23 protein-coding genes and 1 pseudogene are annotated in these 24,438 nt (G+C 66.4%); 13 read left to right on the top strand and 11 right to left on the bottom strand.

Features of this window, described 5'->3' with window-relative positions; all coding sequences use genetic code 11:
* Nucleotides 1-89: 89 nt before the first annotated feature.
* From nthB to GH2_RS03990, 5 genes are all read right to left on the bottom strand, one after another.
* The gene (gene nthB / locus GH2_RS04010; protein WP_066163466.1) at nucleotides 90-743 is read right to left on the bottom strand and encodes a nitrile hydratase subunit beta; all 654 of its coding nucleotides are present in this window, start codon (nucleotides 741-743) and stop codon (nucleotides 90-92) included.
* 37 nt (nucleotides 744-780) lie between these two features.
* A complete protein-coding gene (gene nthA / locus GH2_RS04005; RefSeq protein ID WP_066163464.1) occupies nucleotides 781-1,404 on the bottom strand; it encodes a nitrile hydratase subunit alpha in 624 nt (207 codons plus the stop codon).
* A gap of 74 nt (nucleotides 1,405-1,478) precedes the next feature.
* Nucleotides 1,479-2,894, bottom strand: coding sequence for an amidase (locus GH2_RS04000; RefSeq protein WP_066163462.1), 1,416 nt, complete (start codon nucleotides 2,892-2,894; stop codon nucleotides 1,479-1,481).
* A complete protein-coding gene (locus tag GH2_RS03995) occupies nucleotides 2,891-3,136 on the bottom strand; it encodes a hypothetical protein (RefSeq protein WP_157085997.1) in 246 nt (81 codons plus the stop codon). Before GH2_RS03995 ends, GH2_RS04000 begins: the two co-directional genes overlap by 4 nt.
* A 53-nt stretch (nucleotides 3,137-3,189) precedes the next feature.
* Nucleotides 3,190-4,818, bottom strand: a complete 1,629-nt coding sequence (locus GH2_RS03990; RefSeq protein WP_066163457.1) for an AMP-binding protein — start codon at nucleotides 4,816-4,818, stop codon at nucleotides 3,190-3,192.
* 195 nt (nucleotides 4,819-5,013) lie between these two features.
* On the opposite strand from GH2_RS03990, the gene GH2_RS03985 reads away from it, so the two are divergent.
* The gene (locus GH2_RS03985) at nucleotides 5,014-6,813 is read left to right on the top strand and encodes a helix-turn-helix domain-containing protein (RefSeq protein WP_157085996.1); all 1,800 of its coding nucleotides are present in this window, start codon (nucleotides 5,014-5,016) and stop codon (nucleotides 6,811-6,813) included.
* A gap of 89 nt (nucleotides 6,814-6,902) precedes the next feature.
* On the opposite strand, the gene GH2_RS03980 is transcribed toward GH2_RS03985, so the two are convergent.
* Nucleotides 6,903-7,679, bottom strand: a complete 777-nt coding sequence (locus GH2_RS03980) for an alpha/beta fold hydrolase (protein WP_066163452.1) — start codon at nucleotides 7,677-7,679, stop codon at nucleotides 6,903-6,905.
* A 220-nt stretch (nucleotides 7,680-7,899) separates the two neighbouring features.
* On the opposite strand from GH2_RS03980, the gene GH2_RS03975 reads away from it, so the two are divergent.
* Nucleotides 7,900-8,850 carry a DUF1214 domain-containing protein gene (locus GH2_RS03975; RefSeq protein ID WP_244885299.1) on the top strand — a complete coding sequence of 317 codons (951 nt, stop codon included), beginning with the start codon at nucleotides 7,900-7,902 and terminating at the stop codon, nucleotides 8,848-8,850.
* A gap of 2 nt (nucleotides 8,851-8,852) precedes the next feature.
* A complete protein-coding gene (locus tag GH2_RS03970) occupies nucleotides 8,853-9,524 on the top strand; it encodes a GAP family protein (protein WP_066163451.1) in 672 nt (223 codons plus the stop codon).
* Between the two features lie 42 nt (nucleotides 9,525-9,566).
* On the opposite strand, the gene GH2_RS03965 is transcribed toward GH2_RS03970, so the two are convergent.
* From GH2_RS03965 to GH2_RS03955, 3 genes are all read right to left on the bottom strand, one after another.
* The gene (locus GH2_RS03965) at nucleotides 9,567-10,628 is read right to left on the bottom strand and encodes an alpha/beta fold hydrolase (protein ID WP_066163450.1); all 1,062 of its coding nucleotides are present in this window, start codon (nucleotides 10,626-10,628) and stop codon (nucleotides 9,567-9,569) included.
* A 93-nt stretch (nucleotides 10,629-10,721) separates the two neighbouring features.
* A complete protein-coding gene (locus GH2_RS03960) occupies nucleotides 10,722-11,261 on the bottom strand; it encodes a hypothetical protein (RefSeq protein WP_066163448.1) in 540 nt (179 codons plus the stop codon).
* The gene (locus tag GH2_RS03955; RefSeq protein ID WP_066163446.1) at nucleotides 11,261-11,776 is read right to left on the bottom strand and encodes a hypothetical protein; all 516 of its coding nucleotides are present in this window, start codon (nucleotides 11,774-11,776) and stop codon (nucleotides 11,261-11,263) included. The genes GH2_RS03960 and GH2_RS03955 overlap by 1 nt, the downstream gene beginning before the upstream one ends.
* Before the next feature lie 299 nt (nucleotides 11,777-12,075).
* On the opposite strand from GH2_RS03955, the gene GH2_RS03950 reads away from it, so the two are divergent.
* The 3 genes and pseudogenes from GH2_RS03950 to GH2_RS03940 all read left to right on the top strand — a co-directional run bounded on the left by GH2_RS03950 (nucleotide 12,076) and on the right by GH2_RS03940 (nucleotide 15,941).
* Nucleotides 12,076-13,215: an acyl-CoA dehydrogenase family protein gene (locus GH2_RS03950; protein ID WP_066164241.1), complete on the top strand. Its 1,140-nt coding sequence runs from the start codon at nucleotides 12,076-12,078 to the stop codon at nucleotides 13,213-13,215.
* A gap of 84 nt (nucleotides 13,216-13,299) precedes the next feature.
* Nucleotides 13,300-14,918: pseudogene (locus GH2_RS03945) on the top strand (long-chain fatty acid--CoA ligase).
* 282 nt (nucleotides 14,919-15,200) lie between these two features.
* On the top strand, nucleotides 15,201-15,941 hold the full coding sequence (locus tag GH2_RS03940; protein ID WP_244885298.1) for an RCC1 domain-containing protein: 741 nt from the start codon (nucleotides 15,201-15,203) through the stop codon (nucleotides 15,939-15,941).
* Nucleotides 15,942-16,013: 72 nt separating this feature from the next.
* Here GH2_RS03940 and GH2_RS03935 read toward each other — a convergent pair whose 3' ends face one another.
* Entirely contained in the window at nucleotides 16,014-17,168 is a 1,155-nt protein-coding gene (locus tag GH2_RS03935; protein WP_066163444.1) for an alcohol dehydrogenase catalytic domain-containing protein, read from the bottom strand.
* Nucleotides 17,169-17,267: 99 nt separating this feature from the next.
* Between GH2_RS03935 and GH2_RS03930 the strand changes: the two genes are divergently transcribed.
* The 6 genes from GH2_RS03930 to clpB all read left to right on the top strand — a co-directional run bounded on the left by GH2_RS03930 (nucleotide 17,268) and on the right by clpB (nucleotide 23,509).
* Nucleotides 17,268-18,278 (top strand): zinc-dependent alcohol dehydrogenase, encoded by a 1,011-nt coding sequence (locus tag GH2_RS03930; protein ID WP_066163442.1) that lies wholly within the window; start codon nucleotides 17,268-17,270, stop codon nucleotides 18,276-18,278.
* 121 nt (nucleotides 18,279-18,399) lie between these two features.
* Nucleotides 18,400-18,957 (top strand): TetR/AcrR family transcriptional regulator, encoded by a 558-nt coding sequence (locus tag GH2_RS03925; RefSeq protein WP_066163440.1) that lies wholly within the window; start codon nucleotides 18,400-18,402, stop codon nucleotides 18,955-18,957.
* 110 nt (nucleotides 18,958-19,067) lie between these two features.
* Complete coding sequence (locus GH2_RS03920; protein WP_066163438.1) at nucleotides 19,068-19,664, top strand: carboxymuconolactone decarboxylase family protein; 597 nt, start codon at nucleotides 19,068-19,070, stop codon at nucleotides 19,662-19,664.
* Nucleotides 19,665-19,849: 185 nt separating this feature from the next.
* Entirely contained in the window at nucleotides 19,850-20,002 is a 153-nt protein-coding gene (locus GH2_RS21200; RefSeq protein WP_084247291.1) for a DUF1059 domain-containing protein, read from the top strand.
* 258 nt (nucleotides 20,003-20,260) lie between these two features.
* Nucleotides 20,261-20,467: a hypothetical protein gene (locus GH2_RS03915; protein ID WP_157085994.1), complete on the top strand. Its 207-nt coding sequence runs from the start codon at nucleotides 20,261-20,263 to the stop codon at nucleotides 20,465-20,467.
* Nucleotides 20,468-20,953: 486 nt separating this feature from the next.
* Nucleotides 20,954-23,509 (top strand): ATP-dependent chaperone ClpB, encoded by a 2,556-nt coding sequence (clpB, locus tag GH2_RS03910; RefSeq protein ID WP_066163434.1) that lies wholly within the window; start codon nucleotides 20,954-20,956, stop codon nucleotides 23,507-23,509.
* Between the two features lie 75 nt (nucleotides 23,510-23,584).
* Here clpB and GH2_RS03905 read toward each other — a convergent pair whose 3' ends face one another.
* Complete coding sequence (locus tag GH2_RS03905; protein WP_066163432.1) at nucleotides 23,585-23,764, bottom strand: hypothetical protein; 180 nt, start codon at nucleotides 23,762-23,764, stop codon at nucleotides 23,585-23,587.
* A gap of 166 nt (nucleotides 23,765-23,930) precedes the next feature.
* On the opposite strand from GH2_RS03905, the gene GH2_RS03900 reads away from it, so the two are divergent.
* Nucleotides 23,931-24,128, top strand: a complete 198-nt coding sequence (locus GH2_RS03900; protein ID WP_157085993.1) for a hypothetical protein — start codon at nucleotides 23,931-23,933, stop codon at nucleotides 24,126-24,128.
* Nucleotides 24,129-24,438: the final 310 nt, after the last annotated feature.

Here is a 24,438-nt window from a genome sequence, read left to right as displayed (position 1 = left end):
CGTCGTCGATGGGGCTGGGCGGGGCGACCGCCGACCCGCACCGCGGGCAATGGCGCGGAGCGGGTCGTGCGGTCTCCGTCATCGGTGGATCAGGCCGGCACCGGCTCCAGGTAGCCGCCGAAGAGGTCGACGACGATGGACTCGGCCTCGGTGTCGGTGCCGAAGACGTCGGTGGCATCGAATCGGACGTGGTAGGTGGGTTCGGAACCACCGTCGTCGCGGCCGTGTCCGATCGCGTCGGGGAACCGCCACTCGTGTGCGGTGCGGTGGTCGATCACGCCCTCCTTGCCGAAGCAGTATCCGGGCACCCGAATGTGGCCGGGTACCTGTTCGGTCGCCACCCGTACCCGGTCGCCGACCTCGAACTGCTGCAGATTCGGATTCGCCGGCCGCCCGGCCGAGCTCACTGGGCGCGAGAGCGGAAACGGTCCGCCGGCCAAGTCTTCGAGCTCTTCCTGGGTGAGCATGCCGTTCTCCACCATCAGAGTGGCGGTGCCGACCAGAATGCGTTCGAAGTAGCTGCTCGTCATGTAGTCGCGCGGCTCCATACGCTCGATCGAGTGCCGTAGCTGATCGACGCTGAACTGATCGGCGTCGGCGCAGGCGAACAGCAGACCGTAGGCCAGAGGCTCCCAGTCCTCGTGGTACTCGGCCGTCTGGAACGGACCGTCGGGGTACTCATTGACCCGATGCGGAACCGGCCCGAAGTTCTGGACGCCGCCGAGATCGTGAATTCCGTGCATGATGATATTCCTTCGTGAAGTAGTGAGTAGAGCGCGATCAGACGGATTCGACCTGTGGGACCGCCACGCCGATCAAGCAGTCCTTGGTCACGATCTCGGCCAGCTGTTCGCGGCTCCACCCCTCGGTGCCCGCCGGCCGCTGCGGGAGAACCATGAAGCGGGTGTCCGCGGTGACATCGACGACCCGGATCTCGACGCCGTCCGGAATCTGGGTGCCCATCTCGGCGAGCACCGTGCGCGGTTCACGCACCACCCGGGACCGGTACTCGAAGCTCTTGTACCACGACGGCGAGAGTCCCAGAATCGGCCAGGCCGTGCACGAGCAGAGCGAGCACACGATGACGTGCTTGAGCGTCGGCGTGTCCTCCAACGCGACGATGTACTCGCCCTGCGGGCCGAGGTAACCGTACTGGCCCACCGCAGCCGTCCCGTCAGTGAGCAAGAGCTCGCGGAATTCCGGGTCGGTCCATGCGTGTGCGACGAGTTCGGCGCCGCGCCGCGGACTGAAGACGTTCTCTGCGGTGTTGTTCCACTCGTCGAGATAGCCCTCGGGCAGCAGGCCCTTGGCCTCCAGCGCGCGGCGGAGCGCCTCGCCGCGCGCCGAGCGCGGAGCCTTCTCGCCGAGATCGTTGTCGACTGCGTGATCGATGGTGACAGACATGGTGTTGCCTTCCTGTGGGGATGGAGCCGCGGGCTGCGGAGTGGGGATGCGTAGTACGTGGACGGGGATCCGGATCAAACTGCGGGAAAGGGCGGCTGCCGTCGGTGAAAATCGGTGGCGTTCTGGAACGCGGCCGCCACCCGGAGCAGGGACGCTTCCGCGAAGGGACGACCGATGAGTTGCAATCCGATGGGCAGGCCGGCGTCGTCGAAGCCGCAGGGCACACTCATCGCGGGCAGCCCGGTGAGCGACGGCAGTCCGGTGAACTGCATGATCGCCGCGAGCATGTCCTCCGGTACACCGGCGTCGATCTCGACGGTGGTCTCGCCGAGCGGGGTGGCGGTGAACGGGAGGGTGGGACAGACGATGACGTCGACGCGCTCCAGCGCTGCGAGCATCTGCGTGCGCAGCATCGCGCGGTATCGCTGCGCCTGCAGATAGTGCACCGCCGGCAGGAGTTCACCGGTCTGCAGGAGCAGGCGCACATCGTCGCCGTAGTTCTGGGGCTGCTCACGCAGGGTGCGCTGATGGTAGGTGCTGGGCTCGGCGGCCTCGATTGTCAACTGGGCCGAGATGTTGCCCTCGATGTCGGGTACCTGCACCGCGGTCTGGACTGCGCCCTGTTCGAGCAGGGTGCGCAGTGCCTGCTCGACGGCCGCGCCGACACTCGGCTGAACGTGTGTGAGGGAGTAGTCGTCGATCAGACCGATCCGCAGGCCGGCCACGCTCGGATGACGCACCGCAGCCGAGTAGTGCTCCGTGGGCGCCGTCGAGGAGCCGGGATCGTTCGGGTCGTGGCCGGCGAACGCGTCGAGGAGGATCGCACAGTCCTGAGCGGAACGGGCCATCGGTCCCACCGTGTCCATGGTCCAGGCCAACGGAATCACACCGTAGTTGCTGACCCGACCGATGGTCGGGCGCAATCCGGTGATGCCGTTGAGCGACGAGGGCAGGCGGACTGATCCGCCCGTGTCGGTGCCCACCGCCGCCATACCCGCGCCTGTTGCCACGGCAACGCCGGAACCACCGCTGGATCCACCGGGCATCCGGCTGAGATCCCACGGGCTCTTCACCGAGCCGTAGTGGGGGTTGGCAGATGTTCCGCCCCAAGCGAATTCGTGCATGTTCGTCTTACCGATGATGATCGCGCCTGCCGCGCGCAACTTCCGCACCACAGTGGCGTCGTACGTCGGCCGGTGATCGGCCAGCACGGCGCTGCCCGCTGTGGTCAGTTGTCCGGCGACGCCGACGTTGTCTTTGAGAGCGATCGGGATGCCGTGCAAAGGACCGATTCGATAGCCGGCCGCAATGAGATCGGTGCACGCGCGGGCCACGGCGCGCGCCTCGTCGGCGTTGACCGTGATGAAGGCATTGGTCTCCTTGACGCGGTCGACGCGGTCGAGGCAGGCCTCGACCAGGTCGACCGGAGACAGGTCGCGGTCGTCGATCTGCTTCGAGGCGGTGATGATGTCCAGGTCGAGCGGGTTCACGGTGCTCCTGCGCCTTCGGATGTCTGGTGGGGGAAATCGGGTGTGGTGAAGGTCGTGATGGGGGCGATCGCAGTGTTCTCGGCGGCACGCATCCGTGCATTGAGTTCCTGGGCTGCCGGGATCCACTGACTGAGCAGTGCGCCGACCGCGGTCGCGTCGTCGTCGCTGAGTGGTAAGTCGACGAGTGCTGCAGCCGCGACCACCTCGTCGGTCGAGACGGTGGCGTCGTCATTCGGATTCATGAGGTGGGCCTCCTCGGGAGTTTGGATGCGTGGGGAACGGTCGGTCGAACCGGTCACCGCTGCGGCGCGTGATCGGCGCGCAGTCGACTGCGCTGGATCTTTCCCGTCGCAGTGGTCGGCAGCGCGTCGAGAAAGACGACCTCACGCGGGTACTGGTAAAAGGCGAGCCGGTTCTTGACGAACTGCTGGAGTTCAGCGGCGAGGCCATTGCCGGTGTCGACGCCGTCGCGGGCGACGACGTAGGCGACGATCGCCTCGGTCCGGAGCTCGTCCGGCACACCGACGACGGCGACCATCTCGACCGACGGATGCCGCAGGATCTGTTCCTCGATCTCCCCGGGTCCGACGCGGTACCCCGCGGTGGAGATCAGGTCGTCGTTGCGTCCCGTGAACCAATAGAAGCCGTCACTGTCTTGGACGGCGAGGTCGCCGGTGTGGAGGTAGCCGCCTGCGGTCTTCTCGGCGGTCTTCTCGACGGCGTTCCAGTAGCCGAGGAAGGCGTTGGGACTCGGGAGTCGCACGCAGATCTCGCCGGTGTCGCCGGTCGCGACGGGGTGAGCATCCTCATCGAGGAGCACGACGTCGAAGCCGGGGGTCGCGATCCCCAGCGATCCCGGTGGACTGTACGAGTTCGAGTGGCAGGTGCCGAGGATGAGGTTGATCTCGGTCTGCCCGTAGATCTCGTTGATCCTGACTCCCAGCGCCTGCTGTGCCCAGTCGACCAGGGCTTCGCCGAGTGCTTCGCCGCCGGAACAGCAGGCCCGGAGCGCCGTACCGGAATAGTCGACCTCGGAGTTGCGCATCGTCTTGAGAAGTGTCGGAGGCAGAAACGAGCACGTCACGCGGTGTTGTCGGAGGATGCGGTCGATGGTGGCGGCGGTGGGACGGGAGTCCGCTGCGACTACCGGTCGCCCGTAGTAGAGGCTGGGCAGCAGGACGTCGAGCAGACCGCCGGCCCACGCCCAGTCGGCGGGTGTCCAGAAGACGTCGTCGGGGCGGGGGAATCCGTCTTGCGATCGGCGGACGCCGGGTAGGTGGCCGAGCACGACGCGGTGGCCGTGCAGGGCGCCCTTGGGCGACCCCGTGGTTCCGGAGGTGTAGATGAGTAGCGCCGGGTCGTCCGGGCCGGTGACTGGAAGGTCGTCAGCCGGATCGAAGGTGTCGATGTGGTCGAATCCGGTCACCGACGACGAGGAACTCTGCTCCCCGGTGACGATCACCGTGGTCAGCGCACCCAGCGCCGGGAGTTCGGCGGCGAGTCGGGAGAAACACGCGGAGTCGAAGACCGCAGCCGTGGCACCGGAGTCGGCCATGCGGAACAGCGCCGCCTCGGGACCGAACTTCACCGACAGCGGTACCGCGATGGCACCCATTCGGTACACCGCCAGGTGGGCGACGACGGTCTCTGCGGACTGCGCGCACATGATCGCGACACGGTCACCGCGGTCGACGCCGCGACTCCGGAGGAAGGCGATCAGTCGGCGCGACCGGTTGACGAGATTCCCGAACGTGCAGACCTCCGGTGCGGCGTCGCCGCGGTCGACGATGACCGCTGGGGTGTCGGCGGGGTGAACCTCCGCGCAGGCCACTGCGATGTTGAACTGTCCGTCGATGCGCCACTCGAAGTCATCGACGGCGAGACTGGGCAACCACGGCCGGTCGATGAGGTGTGATCCCGACATTGCCGTCCTTTCAAGTGTGTTCCATGTCATTGGCTTGCCTTCGACCGTAAGAGTGAGATCCTTCACATTCAATATCGGAACGTCTATAAATATCCATGTATCTGTAGATGCCTCTACATGCGTCTACGGTGGTCGCGGACGTGATCGATAGCGGACGAACGTCCCGAAACCACAACTGAACGAGGTGTGCAAGTGGTGGATTCCAGGAACGAGGTGTCCGGCGAGATCGCTCGCCTGCGCCGTCACACGCTGCTGCAGCGGGAACTCATCGAGACCGCCGGTGAACTGTCGTCGACCACGGACGAGGACACCGTGATCCACACCCTCATCAGGCGGGCGAGACAGTTGATCGGTACCGACCTCGCCTACCTGATGCTGGTGGACCCCGATCGCGGTGACACGTACATGCGTGCGTCAGACGGTGCGATCGGCCCCGCTTTCGACACGATCCGGCTCGGGCGAGGATTCGGCCTCGGCGGGCAGGTCGCGCAATCCATGGCGCCGCGGTGGACGCGCAACTACCTGCGGGACCAGCAGTACACCCACGTCATCGACCCGATCGTCGTGGAAGAGGGGGTCATGGCGATCCTCGGCGCACCGGTCGAGAAGCACGGTCAACTCACCGGGGTGCTGTTCGTGTCCGACCGATCCGAGCGCGACTTCACCGACGACGAGGTCATGTTGTTGACCCTGCTCGCCGAACACGCCTCGGTCACGATCACCGCAGCGGCCAGGCACACGGCATTGGTGGCCGACCTCGCTGCCAGCCGGGCTCAGTTGGGTGAGGCGACGCGCTCGAATCGTCGTTGGCGCACCACGGTCGAACTACTCAAAGAGCTCACCACGCTGGTCCGTGAGGACACGGATGCGCCGGCGTTGGTCCACCATCTGGTCTCCCTGATCGGCGGTGCGGCGGCCCTGTACGACGACCGGCGTCGTCTGATCGACGCCGCAGGTGAGCCCGGAGACTCGCTGGTCGACGTCGTACGGCGCGTCGTCGACGAAGGGACGGCGTCGAGCCCGGTCGGACACACCCGCGTTGCCGTGTCACTGGCGAGTACGACGGCCGACGGCCGCGAGGACGCGGTGGCGACTGTCTTCTGCACACCCGTGTCGGTGGGGTCCGAGACCCTGGGGGTACTCGGATACGCCAGCCGAGCCGAGACAGAGGACATCGAGGAAGTCCTCGACCACGCGTCGGCGTTGATCGCGCTGATCCTCCTGGGACAGCGGGCTCGGGACGAGGCCGACAACCGGCTGCGCGGGGAGCTCCTGGCGGAGATCCTGGCTCCGACTCCCAACGATCTGGACACCATCGAGCGGCGGGCCGGCCTCGTGGACGTCGACCTCAGCGGTGACCTGATTGCGGTAGCGGTCATCGCCGCAGAGCAGTCGGTGAGCCAAGCACTCCGCGCCGAGACCACCGCGGTGGCCCGCGAGCTGTCAGGGTTGGTCACCTCGTACAGCGACGGGATGGCGTTGTTGATCCCAGGGGCAGATCCACGCGTGATTGCCCGCGCGGCTGCTGTGCGATTGGGCCAGCACGGCGCGACCGTCGGTACCTCGGGGCCGACGGATCGGATCGACGAGGTCGCCGGCAACGTCGATGCGGCGCGCAGCGCTGCCCGCCTGCTCGTCGCGCTCGGCCGAGCCGGCGACGGAGCGGCCACCAGCGAACTGGGCATGTACGGTGCGTTGTTCAGCGACGTGAGGCCCACGACGCTGATGGCCTTCGTCGATCAGTGCCTCGACCCCGTCCGCACCTACGACCGCGACCACGGAACCGAGATCGTGCACATGCTGCGCGTCTACTTCGAGTGCGAGCAGAGTGCTTCGGCGACGGCGGAGGAGTTGTTCGTCCACGTCAACACGGTCTACCAGCGGCTGGACCGTGTCGATCGCATCCTCGGTCCCGACTGGCGCACTGGTGACCGCTCGCTGGAGATCCAGCTCGCGTTGCGGTTGAAGGCGTTGTCGACGTCGGCGGAGAATTGACGGCTACTCGGTACCTCCACCCGGTGACAGCCGTCGACGGGAAAGCGCGACTCTTGCCCCAGCGCTCCACCGCCACCGAACCCTCCCGATCACTCCGACAAGAAGTCGACCACCATCGGGCTCGCTTCGTCGCGGCACTCGTCGAAGTAGCCGTGGCGGGCGCCGTCGAAGGTGTGCACGCGGGCACCGGGGATGCGGTCGGCGAGGAGCTGCGCGTTCACCACGGGGGCGAACCGGTCGTCGGTGCCGTGCAGGATGAGAGTCGGCGCAACGATCTCAGGGAGGCGATCCCAGGCGTCGTGCTGATTGCTCGCGGCGAGGTGCCCGTGCCGGGCCTTGGCGGACATCGTCGGATCGCCGAGGGTCTGGTAGGGGCCGGGATGGGCGGCGCGCCACTCCGGCGTGTACATCATGTCTTCGAGCGCGGCGTCGCGTTCGTGGCTGGCGAGCAGGAGGCGGACGTCGTCGCCGCGTTCCACTGCGTGCTCGCCGCCCGGTGTGGTGCACCCGAGAACGAGTCGCCTGACCCGGTCGGGCGCGATGATCGCCAGCCACTGGGCGGTGCGGCCGCCCATCGACGCCCCGTAGACGTGAAAGTGCTCGATCGCGAGTGAATCCATCACGGTGAGGGCGTCTTCGGCGAACAGTCGAGTGCTGTAGCGGTCGGACTCCTCGCTCTTGCCCGCGCCGCGATAGTCGAAGGTGACGGTCGTGAAGGAGGCGGCGAAGTCGTTGCGGGTGCGGTCCCACCAATGGTGATCGTTGGCCTGCCCGGGGAGCAGGAGAAGAGTCGGTCCGTGGCCGCGCAGTTGGACTGCGAGCCGGACGTGATCGGCGGCGACGGTGGTCTGGGTGTACTGGATCATCTCGTGGCCTCCGGCTCGCTCTACCTCCACTCTATGTCGCCGACACCCGGTTGTGGTGCGGCTCAGTGGACTCCGCGCTGGGGAAGCGCACGCCGCTCCGAGACGACGACCCGCTCCCGCGATACACTCGGGCACTGGTTCGCCAGCGCTTGACCGGTGTCTCCCATCCAGGTTTCGCCATCCCCGGTGTGCTCGGCGTGCGAGCGCAGAGAGTAGGACTGTGTCGCAGAATCCGATCCCCGTGACCGTCGACAACTTCGCCCGTGCGGAAACCGCACGAATGTTCGCAGCGCTGGCGCAGAGTGCGGGCGGGTCCAATCGGTGGAAGCACGCGCGCACACCGACGCGTGTGGAGGAACAGACCGTCATCCGGATGAACCGGGACACGCTGTACAGCTTCGCCGTCCTCGACGTTGCGCACGGCGGAACGGTGACCGTCCCGGACGCCGACGGACGCTACATCTCCGTCATGATCGTCACCGAGGAGCATCACATCCCGCGCATCCTGCACGACGCGGGGACCTACCAACTGACCGCCGATGAGGTGGGCAGCGACTTCGTCCTGGTGGCGGCACGTATTCTCGTGGATCCGCAGTCGGCGGACGACGTCGCCGTGGTCGCGGGCATCCAGGACGGACTGAGTGCGACGTCGACCAGGGGAGCGGAGTTCGTCTCGCCGGAATACGACCCGGTCACGCTGGACGAGGTGCGCGGCGCGCTGAAGATCCTCGCGCGCGGTGTCAACGACATCGGCGAGGCGTTCGGCCGCAAGGGCGAAGTGGAGCGGTTGAGTCACCTCATCGGTGCCGCGTTCGGGTGGGGCGGCCTGCCGAAGAGCGAGGCGCTGTATCTCACCGTGTCGCCGCAACTCCCGGTCGGCGACTACCACCTGCGGGTGGCGGACGTGCCGGTCGACGCCTTCTGGTCGGTCTCGGTGTACAACGCCGACGGCTTCTTCGAACCGAACGACACTGACAGCTACAACCTGAACAGCATCACCGCCGTGCCCGACGCCGACGGCGCGGTGACGGTCCGGTTCGGCGGCGACCCGACGGCGCCGAACACCCTGCCGATCGTCGACGGCTGGAACTACCTGTTCCGGCTGTACCGGCCCCGCCCCGAGGCGGCGTCGTGGACCCCGCCGCCGCTGGTCACTGACTCGGGGAACTGACCGTGCTCGAATCCATCGGTTCGACGCTGCCCCAAGCCGTGGGGATCGCGGCGAGTCCGCTTCCGGTGATCGCGGTGATCATCATCCTCATGGCGCCGAACTCGCGACGGCTCGGCATCCTGTATCTGCTCGGCTGGCTGGTCGGGATCGCCGTCGCGACGACCGTGTTCTCGTTCCTCACCCGGGTCGGGGTGGACGCGACGTCGGAGGACGAGGCGCAGCCGATCCTCGCCTGCATCAAGATCGCGCTCGGCCTGCTCCTGGTGTGGCTCGCCGTGCGTCAGTGGCGCAAGCGTCCGACGCCCGGCGCGGAGCCGGAGATGCCGTCGTGGATGTCGCGGCTCGACGGGCTCCGGCCTGCGACGACGGTCGCGCTGTCGTTCGGCCTCGCCGCCAATCCGAAGAATCTCGTGATGGCGGCGACCGCGGGCACCGTCATCGGGGCGTCCCGCACCGTGGTCGGCGATTCGGCCTGGGTGATTCTGGTGTTCACGCTGGTCGCCGGCGCGTCGGTCGCGTTGCCCGTCCTCGCATCCGTGATCGCCCCGGCGGCGTCGGCCAGCGCTCTCGCCACCACCCGGACGTGGCTGGTGGCGAACAACGCCACCATCATGACCGTGGTGTTCGCGCTGCTCGCGACGCAGAACTTCGGTGACGGGCTGGCGTTGCTGTAGCCGTCGTTGCTGTGACAGGCGTTGCTTTCCCAGGCGGCGGGCTCACACCGGGATGGCGAGTAGCTCTCCCAGATGCTTGTCGATCTGCGGCATGTAGGTCGGCGACACCCCGAACAACCCGAGATGGCCCAGGACGTCCTCGATCAGCCGCAGTTCGCTGCCTGCGACGAGCTGCTGTTCGGGTTCGCAGTCGCGCGGCGGAAACAGTTGATCCTCGTCGATCGGCATCACGAACACCTTCGCGGTGATCCGACCGAGCGCCGCAGCGAGGTCGCCGCCGGTGTGCCGGGCGACGTCGCCGCGCTGCCACGCCCACGACTGGGTCAGGAGCGCGTTCGGATCCATCACGGTGAAGTACGGATCCAGGAAGCCGGCGAGGAACTCCTCCCGGGAGCCGAAGTCGAGTGCACGCCAGACCTCCTGCTTCCAGAACTCGGTGGAGAATCCGGAGATCGCCCAGATGTGGGCCTGGCGGGTGAGGCCGTCGACGACGTCGGCGTTCGACGTGTACTCGCCGCCGTTCCATCCCGGGTCGGACATGATCGCCTCCCGCATGGCCTCCGCGATCAGGTAGTCGCCCGGCGTGTTCTGCGCGGTGCCTGCGATGGGCGCGGCACGCAGCACCTTGTCCGGGAAACGCACCGCCCACTCGTAGGTCTGCTGCGCGCCCATCGACCCGCCGACGACGAGCGCGAGACGGTCGATCCCGAAGTGCTCGCGCAGCAGGCGTTCCTGCGCGACGACGTTGTCGCCGATCCGTACGCGCGGAAACGTCGACATCGAGAGCGCGGCGTTCGGCCCGTCCGCGTTGTGCGGCGACGTCGACAGTCCACTGCCGATCTGGTCGACGCAGACGATGAAGTACTTCTCCGGATTCAGGGCGTGATCGGGGCCGATGTAGACATCGCGCCAGATCTGGTGGGTGCCCGAGTACCAGGTGGGGATGAGGATCGCGTTGTCCCCGGCGTCGTTGAGGGTGCCGAACGTCGCCACGGCCAGCGTGCAGTCGGGGATGACGCCGCCTTCTTCGAGGGTGAGTTCGCCGATGCTGATGAGGTCGTAGTCGCCGTGGAACTCGTGGCTGTAGAACGGGTTGTCGATCATCGGGTCTCCTTTGTTCGCGGGTGGTCGTCGAGGTGCTCGGCGCGAAGGGCAGGAAGAGGGGGAATCCCGTCGCCTCGGGACTGTCGCGCTCCTTCAGTACGCGCGGATGGTGGTCGCCGGCTGACGAAGGTGCGGACGATCGGTGGTGACGGTGAACCGGACGACGCCGCTGCCGGTGCGCACCTCCCGGGAGAACCCGCTCTGATTCTCGCCCAGCCCGGGGAGGTTGCCACTGGCCGGGCCGCTGACCGCGCCGTGCCGCCCGGTGGCGAGGTTGCGCCAGTGGATCGTCACGGTGACCGCGCACGGCCGGCCGGTTCCGCTGATTCCGAAGAACTGCCCGGTGGGACCGAACCGGACGACTCCGGGGCGTTCGGCCGGCGCGTGGGCGAACGCCACCACCTGGCCCGCGCAGGCGGGTCCGTAGGCGATCGACGGCACCGGCGCGGACCGGGCATCCCGACCGCCGGGAACGAAGGGGCTCGCACCGGCGTCGCCCACACCCAGTCCGACGCCGCAAAGTCCGGCTGATCCGACCACTGCGATCAGGCCGCCGCGTGCGGCGACGGTGCGCAGGCGGGAGAAGGAGCTCGAGACGGCGTTCCGTGATCGGGCGGTCTCGTCTGATCTCATTATGACGGGCACCAGAGGGCCAGGCTGCCGCCGGCGAGCGGTCCGATCGGCCGACCGTTGGTGGGGTCGTTCACGCACAATTCCGAGAAGCCGCGTGGTTCATGGGTTTTCGGGTCGAGCGCTGAGATGTGGCCGGAACCCAACAGCGTCGACGGCTTGTACAGCGTGCCCTGGGTCGAGAACGCCTCCGGCAGGCGGGATCCGATGAACCCGTACCGGAGCGTGCCCCGATGCCCGTCCGTCGGCGAGTGAAGTCGTTCAAGGACCGGCGTGTACAGCTTCGTCGGCTTCGGCGCGTACACGATGCTCTCCTTGACGGCGACGCGCTCATAGACCTGCACACCGACAGTGAACAACTGGGCGTAGACGAAGTCGCCGAGCTGGTCGACGCGCTGCGGTTTGGGAAGGAGGTCGCCGGGCTGGGCCGCGGCATGCGGACTGGTGCCGAACATCAGTGCCGCGACGGCGGCGATCGTGGTCAAGCACGCGATGGCGCGTCGTGCTGCTGTCGTCATGGGTACCCCCGTGATCGAGGTGGTCAGCGAACCCCGGCCTGGTCTCAAGGCTAACGGATCTGGGGGTGCGGGACTCGGCTATCACGAATCCGGACTGTAGTACGGCTCGTATCGAAAGTCGACCAATAGGTCGAAAACCAATCTAGACAGTTGAACAACCATCTAATGGGTTGGGTGTCGTGCTATCGTTCCGATCGTGGGCGCCTCTCCACGTCAGAAACTGCTCATCGGCTGCATCGAGATCGGTGTCGCCGCTTCCTGACTTCATCGAATTCCCGACCACCCCAGGAGGAGTCACCTTGCCCGCAACGCGCATGATGCCGACGCAGGAGTCGGCCGACCTCATCGAACTGACCCGCGACCTCGCAGATAAGGAGATGCGTCCACTCGTTGACCAATACGAGCGCGAACACCGCTTTCCCCGAGACGTCTTTCGGCTCCTGGGTGAAACCGGGCTTCTGACCCTGCCGTTCGACGAGCACTACGGCGGCGGCGGGCAGTCCAACGAGGTCTATCTCCAGGTCGTCGAAGAGTTGGCCTCGGCGTGGTCGGCTGTCGGCCTCGGGGTCAGCCTCCACACCCTCAGCTGTCTCGGCCTCGTCAATGGCGGTACCAAGGAGCAGCAGGATCGGTGGCTGCCGGCCATGCTCGGCGGTGACCTCCTCGGTGCCTACTGCCTGTCCGAACCCCCCTCGGGTTCCGATGCCGGCGCAATGAAGACACGCGCCGTTCGAGACGGCGACGACTACGTGATCACTGGTGCTAAAGCCTGGACGACCCACGGTGGCGAAGCCGACTTCTACCTTGTTCTGGCCCGCACCGGAGAAGGGAGCGGGGGCATCTCGGCTTTTCACGTCGACGCCGACACTCCCGGACTGAACGCTGACACGTCCGAGGACAAGATGGGTCTGATGAGCTCGACGACGGCGACCATGCTTTTCGACGGGGCCCGCGTCCCGGCGGCGCGACGCATCGGCATGGAAGGCGCCGGACTGCGCGTCGCGTTCTCCGCGCTCGACAACGGGCGACTCGGTGTCTCCGCGGTCGCCGTAGGGCTCGCCCAATCAGCGCTCGACGAAGCGGTGTCCTACGCAAAAGAACGGGAGGCATTCGGCCGCAGGATTATCGACCATCAGGGCCTGACCTTCCTGTTGGCAGACATGGCCGCCGCAGTCGAATCCGCGCGGGCCACCTACCTCCACGCTGCTCGTCTTGCCGACGCGGGCCGCCCGTACTCCCGGGAAGCCTCGATCGCCAAGTTGGTCTGTACCGACAACGCGATGAAGGTGACCACCGATGCCGTGCAAGTCTTCGGCGGCGCCGGCTATACGAAGGACTGGCCCGTCGAGCGGTACATGCGCGAGGCCAAGGTCATGCAGATCTTCGAAGGCACCAACCAGATTCAGCGATTGGTGATCGGCCGCGCGCTATCAGCCTGATCGCCCGGGCCACCCATCGCTTTCAGCCACGTTTGCTGCCGAACCGTCCACTTTCGGCAATCCCCGCTACCACCAGGAGTACTCATGCTGAGCACCATGCAGGATGTCGACCTGTCGATCGGAACGCTGCTGCGCCACGGCAGCACGATCCACGGTTCCGCCGAAGTCGTCACCATGACCGACCGCGGCACCCGCCGCCGAAGCTACGCCGACGTCGGCCGTCGTTGCGCCGCCCTCGCACACGCTCTGCGGGGCCTCGGAATCGACGCCGACCAGCGCGTGGCGACGTTCATGTGGAACAACGCCGAGCATCTCGAGGCGTATCTGGCGGTGCCGTCGATGGGGGCGGTCCTCCATACCTTGAACATCAGGCTGTTCCCCGAGCAGCTGATCCACGTGGTCAATCACGCGGAAGACCGGGTCATCATCGTCGACCCGTCGTTGATCGACCTCCTGGAACCGCATATGCCGCAGATGCCGACCGTCGAGCACATCGTCGTCACCGGCGACGGCACCGCGACGATCACTGCTGGGGACAAGGTTCAGGTCCATGCCTATGAAGACCTGCTCGCCCGTGAATCCGATTCCTTCGACTGGCCCGACATCAACGAACGGTCCGCAGCCGCGATGTGTTACACATCGGGCACGACGGGGATCCGAAAGGCGTCGCCTACTCGCATCGCTCCATCTACCTCCACTCGATGGAGACCTGCATGTCCGAGTCGCTCAACATCGCCCAGGGTGACCGGGTGCTCGCGGTGGTCCCGCAGTTCCACGCGATGGCCTGGGGGTTGCCCTACACGGCCTTCATGGTCGGTGCATCGCTGATCCTGCCCGACCGATTCCTCCAGCCCGAGCCACTGGTCGAACTCATCACCGCAGAGAAGCCCACGTACGGTGCCGCGGTGGCCACTGTCTGGCAAGGCATCCGGCTCCACCTCCAACAGTCGCCGGCAGACATCTCGTCGATGCGCGAAGTGCTCATCGGGGGTTCACCCGTGCCCCCGGCGCTCATGCATGCGTACGCAGAACTGGGGGTGCAGGTACTGCACGCATGGGGCCTTACCGAGACCTCTCCTATTGCCTCGATGGCACGCCCGCCGGAGGGGACCGAGGGGGAGGACCGGTGGGCGTATCGCTACACCCAGGGCCGATTGCCGGCATCGGTGCAGGCTCGGGTCGTCGACGACCTGGGCGAACCACTCCCGCACGATGGGGTCGGCATCGGCGAGATCGAGGTTCGCGGGCCCTGGGTCACCGGCGCGTATTACGGAGTCGACGCACCCGAGAAGTTTCATGACGGCTGGCTGCGTACCGGCGACGTCGGATCGATCACGTCCGAAGGCTTCCTCACGCTCACTGATCGAACCAAGGACATCATCAAGTCGGGCGGCGAGTGGATCTCCTCGGTCGACCTGGAGAACGCGGTCATGGCCCACCCCGAGGTCGTCGAAGCCGCGGTCATCGGCATCCCCGACGAACGTTGGGACGAACGCCCCCTTGTCGCGGTCGTCGTGCAAGCAGGTTCCGAGTTGAACATGGACGATCTCCGGGAGTTCATCTCGACAAAGGTCGCCAAATGGCAGCTCCCGAACAGCTGGGCCGTGGTGAACGAGGTACCCAAGACCAGCGTCGGAAAGTTCGATAAGAAGCAGCTGCGCACTCGGTTCCGCGAAGGAGAGCTCGACGTCGTCCAGCTGTGACGGCTCGCCGATTGAATGGCTGGGGCACGGAGGTCGACGGCTGACTCCATCATGGCCGGTTGACGCGGGGCTTCCGGCGAAGATTCAAAAGTTACGATGGCAAGGTATGTCACCGAGCATCGCCAAGAATCCTCACCTCCTTCGAACGTCACAGTTGTGTTGACAGCGGGCGGCCGGAGAGGGCTGGGGCCGGTGATTGCCGCTGGGCGGCGTCACTCAGTCGGAGTGTGTTCGGACGGGACGGTCGTGACAGCGGGGATTCCCCGGACCGCCGAGTGCGGAGTGGGCACCTGGACGGACATCGTTGCGGTGGCCGCAGGGAATGTGCACACGTTCTCCAACACCGGACGTTCGCACACGGTCGGTCTGCGTGCTGACGGCACAGTCGTCGCGGTCGGCTGGAACGGTGCTGGTCAGTGCGATGTCGAGGGTTGGGTCGGCGTCACGAGTATCGCCGCCGGCTGGCGGCGCACTCTCGCGCTCCTCGGCGACGGCACTGTCCGCGCCGTCGGGCGAGATAAAGAAGGCGCGTGTCAGGTCGACGGGTGGAACGAGATCATCGACGTTGCCGCTGGTGACTGGCATTCAGTCGGCGTTCGCGCAGACGGTACCGTCGCCGCGGCCGGCGTCAATCGACGAGGACAGTGCCGTGTTTCCGGGTGGCGCGATGTGCGTGCGGTCGCGGCCGGATACCTCCACACCGTGGCCGTGACCGAGGACGGCGGAGTGCTCACTGCGGGAGACGCGTCGTGCGGCGGCCCTGCGGTGTCGGACTGGCGTGAGGTGGTCGCAGTGTCGGCCGGCAGCACGCACACGGTCGCCGTCGATGCCCGAGGAAGGGTGTGGGCTGCTGGGGACAACAGTTACGGGCAATGCGACGTGTCGACCTGGCGGGAGATCGTATCGGTGGCCGCGGGGTCGACACATACTCTCGGGCTGCGGAGCGACGGAGTCGTTCTCGCGGCCGGCAACAATGACGACGGTCAGTGCGAGACGGCACGGTGGCGACTTCGGCTCGGTTGAGCGGACTGCGTCTCAAACTCCTTGATCGGTGCGAGAGCTCCTGAACTGCCCGTCGAGGGATCGACCCATCGCTTACCGAACTTCCCCGACAGGTAGCGGAGGTCGGTGCAGTACGACTTTGGTGGCCTTCTCTGCATAAGCGTCAGGGGCGTCGTTCCAGTCCGCGAGGAGGGTCGTCACCCGCTCTGCGGGAAAGCCTGTCTTTGAGATGAAGGCGAGTAGATCGGGCAGGACGGGGCGCACGTGCGAGACGCCTGCCTGCAACGTGGAGCTCGTGGCATACATGTTCATGACCGGGACCTTTGTTCCCGGACCGAGGTAGTATCCCGTCGCCTGGCAGCACCCTCCGGGCCGAAGTGCACGTAGCGCGATCTGCAACCCGACGGAACGGGACGACGCTTCGACGGCGACGTCGTACCGGTCGGCGAGTTCGTCGAGCCTCGCGAGATGTCGCAGGGACCGCACCGGACGAGGGTTCGCACCTAACGACTCAGCGATGGCAAGGCGCGATTGGTCCGTGTCGAAGTAGTCGACAGAAGCGGCACCGTGAGCCACAGCGAGCCCTGCCGCATACAGTCCGATGCTGTGGGCACCCCCGCCGACGACGAGCACCGAACCGCCTGGCCTGTCCTGAAGCGGCACGACGACCGAGCGCCAGGCGTCGGACAGATTGTCGCTCGCAGCCGCCACCCGCAGCGGATCGACGCCCTGCGGCACGGGAACGAGCATGTGGTCTGCGTAGGGGATCCGCAGACTATCGCTGATCATTCCGCCCCATCTGCCGGTCGCGTCGCCGAAGCCGAACGCCGCGAGCGTTCGGCCGGGACTCTGCGCCGCCATGGTCGAGCACTTTGCCGTCAGGCCGGCCGCGCACCGTTCGCACGTACCGCACGACACCGCCCAGGGCACGACGACGATGTCGCCGACCGACAGACTCTGCACCTGGGAGCCGATGGCGGTCACCTGGGCGACGCATTCGTGTCCGATGGCGAAGGGGCCGTGGAATGGTGCGTGGCCGACGATTGAGGCGACAACCGGATCGATCAGTCCCAGCCGGAGCCCGGCCTGCATCGCGCGGGTCACCGGTCGGTGTATGCACAGCGTGTCCCCGTCGCACCGCCCGGCGATGAACGGACGGACGAGCGCATCAGTGTCGTCGACGACGCTCGGGGGCGGGCGTTCGGCCCATGCCAGTCGACCCGACCGAACGAAAACCAACTCTCGCACAACTGCTCCTCGTCATTCACGGTTCGGTTGATATAACGATCATCATATGATGACCTTCATAGTGCAAGTGTTGTGACACCCGATCCGAGGAGCTGAACCATGCGAGAACTGATGTACACCGGACGCTGGACGACCGAGTGGCGCGAAGCGAAGGATCCGACGGTCGATGGGCCGGGCGAAGCGATCGTCGCTCCCGTTGCCGCGACGACCTGCGATGTGGACTCGCAGATCCTCGCCGGCCACGGACCGATCCCGGCCCCATTCGCGTTGGGGCACGAATGCGTCGCCAGGGTGATCGACGTTGCCGATGACGTCTCTGTCGTGGAGCCCGGACAGTTGGCGGTGGTGCCCTGGTCGATCAGTTGCGGGACGTGCGATCAGTGTCGCGCCGGACACACCGCGCACTGCACGTCCGTTCCGGATATGGCGATGTACGGCACGCCGATCGGCGGGGAGTGGGGCGGCCTGCTCTCAGATCTCGTCAAAGTTCCCTATGCCGACGCGATGCTGGTGCCGCTGCCACACGGACTCGATCCGATCGCGATGGCTTCGGCCAGCGATAACTGGACTCTTGCCTGGCGGCTTGTCGCTCCCCATCTGCGCCGACTGCCCGGCGCATCCGTCCTGGTGATGGCGCGAGGAAGCATCGGCCTCTACGTCTGCGACATCGCACGAGCCCTCGGCGCATCGGAGGTGGTTTACGTTTCGCCGAACGAGGAGCATCGCGCCCTCGCCGCACGGTACGGTGCCCGCACCCTCGCTGAGACCCAGCCGATCCCCAAAGGCTTCGACCTCGCAGTCGAGGCGACGGGCCGGGTGGACCAGCTGGCGGTCGCCGCCCAGTCTCTCAAGCCCGAGGGCTTCTGTGAGAGCGCGGGCAACCACTTCCGTCCAGGTGAGCTCCCGTTGCTGAACATGTACCTCAACAGCATGTCCTTGCGCATCGCGCGGGACAACGTGCGACCGAACATTCCCGCGGCGCTCGATCTCGCCGCGTCCGGAACGGTCACTCCTCGCGACGTGGTGAGCGATGTCTTCGGCTGGGATGAGATTCCCGAACGGCTACCCGAGCGGCATGCGAAACCCGTCTTCGTTCGAGACCTCACGTGAGGGGGCAACAGGGACAGCCGGCTCAACGCCGTCCATGAAGGGAGCCGGTGCGGACCGAGTATGATGCATGGCATATCAACGACCTCGGGTCAGCATCCATGCGCGCAGGAGGGGCCGAATCATGCCGCCGCACAGTGACAGCCGCGACAAGATGATCGCCAGCGCCGCTGCCCTTCTCCCGGTTCTCGGGGTGCACGGCACGTCGTTCACCAGAGTGCTCGATCATTCCGGTGCACCACGCGGCTCGATAGGCCACCATTTCCCCGGCGGCAAGAACGAGATGCTTCTCGCCGCGATCTCGGTCGCTGGAGGGCGCGTCACCCGCCGGCTCCGCCAGGCGGCCGACGGCGGCGTCGACTATTCAACGGTCATCGGCGCGTTCTGCGACTACTTCCAGGAAGGTCTCCTCCAGTCGGAGTACCGGGCCGGGTGTCCGGTGGCGGCAGTTGCGCTCGACGTCGACACGGACACGAAGTTGCATGACGCGGCGACGGATGTCATCGACGAATGGACCACGATCTTGGCGGAGATCCTTGCGGCCGAGGGATACTCGCGCCGCGACGCCGCGACCCGGGCAGAACTGAGCATCTGCGCCATCGAAGGTGCGCTCATCCTCTGCCGCCTACACCGGTCAGTCGAAGCGCTGACGAATGTACGCCACTCCCTGCGGACTACATGAGTGACCGACGTCGACTGCATGAATGAGCGATGAGACAGATCGGGACTGTCGAGGGCGGCCACTGGTAGCCCTCGGACAACGCACCCTCCGAGACCGACGAAGGAGTCGACATGGCTGAGTTTCGGCTACCCGAGATCCCGGATGCTTCACGGGAGATCCTTGACCGCATCGTGCCGCCGCCCCACCGGCCACCCCTCCTCTACCTCGCGATGGCGGCGAACTCCGAAGTCTTGCGTCAATACGCGGAAGGCCCGATCCTCGGACTGCGCGGACTGCTCTACACCGGCCAGATCAGCAACGCCGACCGCGAACTGTGCATTCTGCGCGTCACCGGACGGCTGCGCGCGGAGCACGAGTGGGGCGTACACGTCGCCTACTTCGGCAAGACGTCCGGACTGACCGATAGCCAGGTGCGAGCCACGGTCACCGACGAACATCCGGCCCCCGATTGGACCGCCCGCCAGCGCGCGATCATCGCCGTCGCCGACGCCATCGCAGGCCTGCGTCCGCTGGGCGAGGGCGATGAATCCCTCGTCGCACAGGAACTCCCTGACGATGAGCGCACCGAGTTCATCGCGATCGCCGCCCAGTATCTGGCGATATCGGCTCAATGCCGCCTGTTGAGCATTCCCGTCGAACCGGGGACGCCCAGTCTGCCCGATCCGCCGACTGGTCAGTGCGCACCGGAGTCCACAGACACACGGTGAACCGCAATCACGTGGTGGAACGGCTGGACTCGCCCGGTCGCTGACCTGCAGTTTCTCCCTCGAATGCTCGGCGTTCTATGATCGGCGACGATGTGCAATACATAGTGTATGTACATAGTGTTGACATGGATGTGGGCAACTCATACGGTCGTTGTGTTACCCCGACTGTCGATGGAGGTTGTCCGATGAAGACCGAGTTCATGTGCCCTTGCGGCGATGACATGGCAGGAGCCGATGAAGACGAATTGGTTGCGGCGGTCAAGCAGCATCTGGCCGACAAGCACCCGGACCGTGATTACACCCGCGAAGAGATTCTGCTGTACGCCGACGAGGCGTGAGCTGGGCGACCGGCCCCCGCTGGGACTCCCGATGCCTGTCGCCGGTGAAGGTGGGGCGGCGGCGTTCGCTGAAGGGTCGTGCACCCTTCGCGGCCGTCGGCGCTGTCGACCAGTCGTGTCTGTCTCCTGGATCTCGGATTCGACGATGGCGTTGAACGCACACAGCAGCGCAGTGTTCAGCTTGCCTTGGCGGGGCCAGGGACTCCACCCGTGGGCATATATTCGGTATATATAGCCGTCTGATTGTTGGAGGCCATCGTGACTGCTCGAATCCTCATCACCCTGCCCGACGACGTCGCCGACGAGTTGGGTGCGACGATCCCCAAGGGGCAGGTCAGCAACTTCGTCACCAAACAAGTCCAGCGCGGTCTGCGTGAGCAGGCTCTGCACTCCATGGACGACGCCATCAACGACATCGTCAGCGATGACAAGGCACTACTGGACCGATTGGGCAACGTGCAGTGACCTGGACGCCCCAGATCGCCGACATCTTCCTCGTCTACCGCGCGATCTACGGCAACGATCCTGAAGTCCGCGACGCCGGGCTCATGTAAAGCGGCACGCAGCCTACGACCTCATCATCGAGGCCAGCTCGACCCACCTCGAGCTCGGTGACCTCGCCCAACGACTAGGCGCCGGATTCACCCCGCAGGTCACCTAGTTGTAGTTCCACCATGGCAAGCGGGGCCACCTGCAGGTAGAGGCGCACCGAAAGTAATTGCCGAGACTGGGGTCGGGTCCAGCTGCGCTGCAGTAGCGCCCCTCCCTCGTCTGGCCTTGTCGTCCCCTGCGCCAGCTACTGCCTGTGTGCTGCACGTCACTCCATTATCAAACTTAAGCGGAATACGCTCAACCCTGTATCGGTTGAACATGCCGTGAGGCAAACATGAGCCTCGTAGACTTAAGTTTGGATGGACCGAACGTGACAGACCAACAGGAAGGCGAACGCCAGTGGACAGTTTCACCCCCACCACCAAGACTCAGGCTGCGCTGCAGGCGGCCGTCCAAGACGCAGCAGCCGCCGGCAACTCCGATGTGCGGCCGGCTCACATCCTCGTCGCGCTCCTCGAGCAGACCGACGGCATCGCCGCGCCGCTGCTCAAGGCTGTCGGCGTCGACCCCGTGCGGATTCGCAACGAGGCTCGCAACCTGGTCGATCGGGCTCCGACGGTGTCGAGCGCGAGCGCTCAGCCGCAGTTGAGTCGCGAGTCCATCGCGGCCGTGACCGCGGCCCAGAAGCTCGCGACCGAGCTCACCGACGAGTACGTCTCCACCGAGCACCTCATGGTGGGATTGGCGACGGGGGAGTCGGAGGCGGCAAAGCTGCTCAGCGGGGCCGGTGCGACGCCGGAGGCGCTGCGCGACGCGTTCGTCGCCGTGCGCGGTACCGCCCGGGTGACCAGCGAAGACCCCGAATCCACCTACCAGTCGTTGGAGAAGTACTCCACCGACCTGACCAAGCGGGCGCGCGAGGGCGAGCTCGATCCGGTGATCGGCCGCGATTCGGAGATCCGCCGCGTGGTGCAGGTGCTGTCGCGTCGTACCAAGAACAACCCGGTGCTGATCGGTGAGCCCGGCGTCGGCAAGACGGCGATCGTGGAAGGTCTGGCCCAGCGGGTCGTCGCCGGCGATGTGCCGGAGTCGCTGCGTGGCAAGACCGTGATCTCTCTGGACCTCGGCTCGATGGTCGCGGGCGCCAAGTACCGCGGTGAGTTCGAGGAGCGACTGAAGGCCATGCTCGACGAGATCAAGGCCGCCGACGGGCAGATCATCACCTTCATCGACGAGTTGCACACCATCGTCGGCGCCGGTGCGACGGGCGAGTCCGCGATGGACGCGGGCAACATGATCAAGCCGCTGCTCGCGCGTGGTGAGCTGCGACTGGTGGGTGCGACGACCCTCGAGGAGTACCGCAAGTACATCGAGAAGGACGCGGCGCTGGAACGTCGCTTCCAGCAGGTCTACGTCGGTGAGCCGTCGGTGGAGGACACCATCGGCATCCTGCGCGGCCTGAAGGAACGCTACGAGGTGCACCACGGCGTGCGCATCACCGACTCGGCGCTGGTCTCGGCCGCGACCCTGTCGGACCGGTACATCACATCCCGATTCCTGCCCGACAAGGCCATCGACCTGGTCGACGAGGCCGCGTCGCGGCTGCGGATGGAGATCGACTCGCGTCCGGTCGAGATCGACGAGGTGGAGCGCGTCGTCCGACGTCTCGAGGTGGAAGAGGTGGCCCTGGAGAAGGAGACCGACGCTGCGTCGAAGGAACGCCTCGAAGCGCTGCGTCGCGAACTCGCGGACCATCGCGAGAAGCTCAACGAGCTGTCGGCGCGCTGGCAGTCGGAGAAGACCGCCATCGATGCGGTCCGTGACGTGAAGGAGGAGTTGGAACGTCTCCGCGGCGAGGCCGATCGCGCCGAGCGCGACGGTGATCTCGGCAAGGCGGCCGAGCTGCGCTACGGCAAGATCCCGGGGTTGGAGAAGCAGCTCGACGCCGCGATCGAGTCCAGCGGCGGCGACCCCGAGACCGGCGACGTGATGCTGCAGGAAGAGGTCGGTCCCGACCAGGTGGCCGAGGTGGTCTCGGCGTGGACGGGCGTGCCCGCGGGCAAGATGCTCGAGGGCGAGACCGCCAAGCTCCTGCGCATGGAGGACGAACTGGGCAAGCGGGTCATCGGGCAGCTCGACGCGGTGAAGGCGGTGTCGGACGCGGTCCGTCGTGCCCGTGCGGGCGTAGCGGACCCGAACCGGCCGCTGGGATCGTTCCTGTTCCTCGGCCCGACCGGTACCGGTAAGACCGAGCTCGCGAAGGCCCTCGCCGAGTTCATGTTCGACGACGAGCGGGCGATCGTTCGCATCGACATGAGCGAGTACGGCGAGAAGCACAGCGTCGCACGGCTCGTCGGCGCGCCTCCCGGCTACGTCGGCTACGAGGCCGGCGGTCAGCTGACCGAGGCCGTGCGTCGTCGCCCGTACTCGGTGGTCCTGTTCGACGAGGTCGAGAAGGCCCACCCGGACGTCTTCGACGTGCTGCTGCAGGTCCTCGACGAAGGTCGATTGACCGACGGTCAGGGGCGCACGGTGGACTTCCGCAACACCATCCTCATCCTGACGTCCAACTTGGGCGCCGGCGGTGACAAGGACGTGGTGATGGCGGCCGTCCGCGCGGCGTTCAAGCCGGAGTTCATCAACCGGCTCGACGATGTGGTCATCTTCGACGCGCTCTCGCCCGAGCAGCTGGTCCGGATCGTAGACATCCAGCTCGACGGCCTGGCCAAGCGCCTGCGGCAGCGTCGCCTGGAGTTGGCGGTCACGCCGAAGGCGAAGGAATGGCTCGCCGAGCGCGGGTTCGATCCGCTCTACGGTGCGCGTCCGCTGCGCCGCCTGGTGCAGCAGGCCATCGGCGACCAGCTCGCCAAGGCGCTGCTGGCCGGTGACGTGCGCGACGGGGACACCGTCCCGGTGAACGTCGGCGCCGACGGGGAGACGCTCACGATCGGCTGACCCCGCGGAACACGTACGGTCCCGCTCCCTTCTCTTCGGGAGCGGGACCGTCGTCGTTCGGCGGACGTGCGCCACTCACCGTGGATCGAATCCGAACGGCAGGCCCCGGGCGAGCGCCCAACGACGGTGTTCGCGGGTCGCCTCGGTGCGCGGCCCGCCCACTATGTCGAGCGTGCTCGCGATGTTGAAGGAGTCGATGGAGGCGTCGAGACCGACGAAGACCGCGTCCACGCTGAGGTTGATCCGGGCGAGCATGATGAATTCGCCGGGAACGGCGAGTTCGCGACCGACGACGAGTCGTCGGTGTCGTCGAACATCGACCGGAGGACCGCAGTAGTGGTGTCCGTCGGGACGTAGCGGTGTGGTTGTTCGGTGACTTGCAGACGCGTTGGTCGCGCTCGTTTTCGAGTCGTATCAGGGGATGGCCGAATGGATCGTGCATCGGGCGCCGGACGTCGAGCGCTCGGTGGCCGAGGCGATCGCGACGGTGGCGCTGGCCGTACTCTCTGCTTGTCGCCTGATGGGCAGGTTTGTCGGCGCGGAGTCCAGTCGGACCACCGATGAGCAACTCGTGCGTCAGTGGGTTGAGATGGTGGCGGGCCGGATCGAGAAGCTGTGAGAGATCGGGCCTAGAACGCCTTCGCTGGATTCTGGTTCCCCTGCGTGTCCAGCGCGGACTTCACCGCGCAGTGCATCGCGCGAGCCTCGAGGGAGTTCTCCGCCCAGGTTGTCGTGCTCGCCGGTCACTGTTCCGCCTAGTTCGTTGGCGGCGTCGAGGATCGCAGTTAACGCGGCCTGTGCGCGGTCCTGCGCCGGGCCGGTGTCGTCGACGATCAGCAGGGATGCAGATTTCGTCTCCGTCGTGGGTCCGGTTCGTGAATGACGGTGTCGTGCTCGCGGACGATCGCCTTGCCGTCATCTGGTTGACC

The organism is Gordonia hydrophobica NBRC 16057 (genome assembly GCF_001592365.1).
Classification (GTDB): Bacteria; Actinomycetota; Actinomycetes; order Mycobacteriales; family Mycobacteriaceae; genus Gordonia; species Gordonia hydrophobica.
The sequence above is the reverse complement of the archived record's forward strand: the minus strand, read 5'-3'. Positions and strand labels throughout refer to the sequence as shown.

Excerpts from the sequence above, each read along its gene's own strand:
- GH2_RS03990 (WP_066163457.1), bottom strand. The coding sequence starts at position 4,818 with ATGTCGGGATCACACCTCATCGACCGGCCGTGGTTGCCCAGTCTCGCC.
- GH2_RS03905 (WP_066163432.1), bottom strand. The coding sequence starts at position 23,764 with ATGCTCGCCCGGATCAACCTCAGCGTGGACGCGGTCTTCGTCGGTCTC.
- GH2_RS03960 (WP_066163448.1), bottom strand. The coding sequence starts at position 11,261 with ATGAGATCAGACGAGACCGCCCGATCACGGAACGCCGTCTCGAGCTCC.
- GH2_RS03920 (WP_066163438.1), top strand. The coding sequence starts at position 19,068 with ATGGCTGAGTTTCGGCTACCCGAGATCCCGGATGCTTCACGGGAGATC.
- GH2_RS03900 (WP_157085993.1), top strand. The coding sequence starts at position 23,931 with ATGGCCGAATGGATCGTGCATCGGGCGCCGGACGTCGAGCGCTCGGTG.
- GH2_RS03955 (WP_066163446.1), bottom strand. The coding sequence starts at position 11,776 with ATGACGACAGCAGCACGACGCGCCATCGCGTGCTTGACCACGATCGCC.
- nthB (WP_066163466.1), bottom strand. The coding sequence starts at position 743 with ATGCACGGAATTCACGATCTCGGCGGCGTCCAGAACTTCGGGCCGGTT.
- GH2_RS03925 (WP_066163440.1), top strand. The coding sequence starts at position 18,400 with ATGCCGCCGCACAGTGACAGCCGCGACAAGATGATCGCCAGCGCCGCT.
- nthA (WP_066163464.1), bottom strand. The coding sequence starts at position 1,404 with ATGTCTGTCACCATCGATCACGCAGTCGACAACGATCTCGGCGAGAAG.
- GH2_RS03980 (WP_066163452.1), bottom strand. The coding sequence starts at position 7,679 with ATGATCCAGTACACCCAGACCACCGTCGCCGCCGATCACGTCCGGCTC.
- GH2_RS03965 (WP_066163450.1), bottom strand. The coding sequence starts at position 10,628 with ATGATCGACAACCCGTTCTACAGCCACGAGTTCCACGGCGACTACGAC.
- GH2_RS21200 (WP_084247291.1), top strand. The coding sequence starts at position 19,850 with ATGAAGACCGAGTTCATGTGCCCTTGCGGCGATGACATGGCAGGAGCC.
- GH2_RS03995 (WP_157085997.1), bottom strand. The coding sequence starts at position 3,136 with ATGAATCCGAATGACGACGCCACCGTCTCGACCGACGAGGTGGTCGCG.
- GH2_RS03930 (WP_066163442.1), top strand. The coding sequence starts at position 17,268 with ATGCGAGAACTGATGTACACCGGACGCTGGACGACCGAGTGGCGCGAA.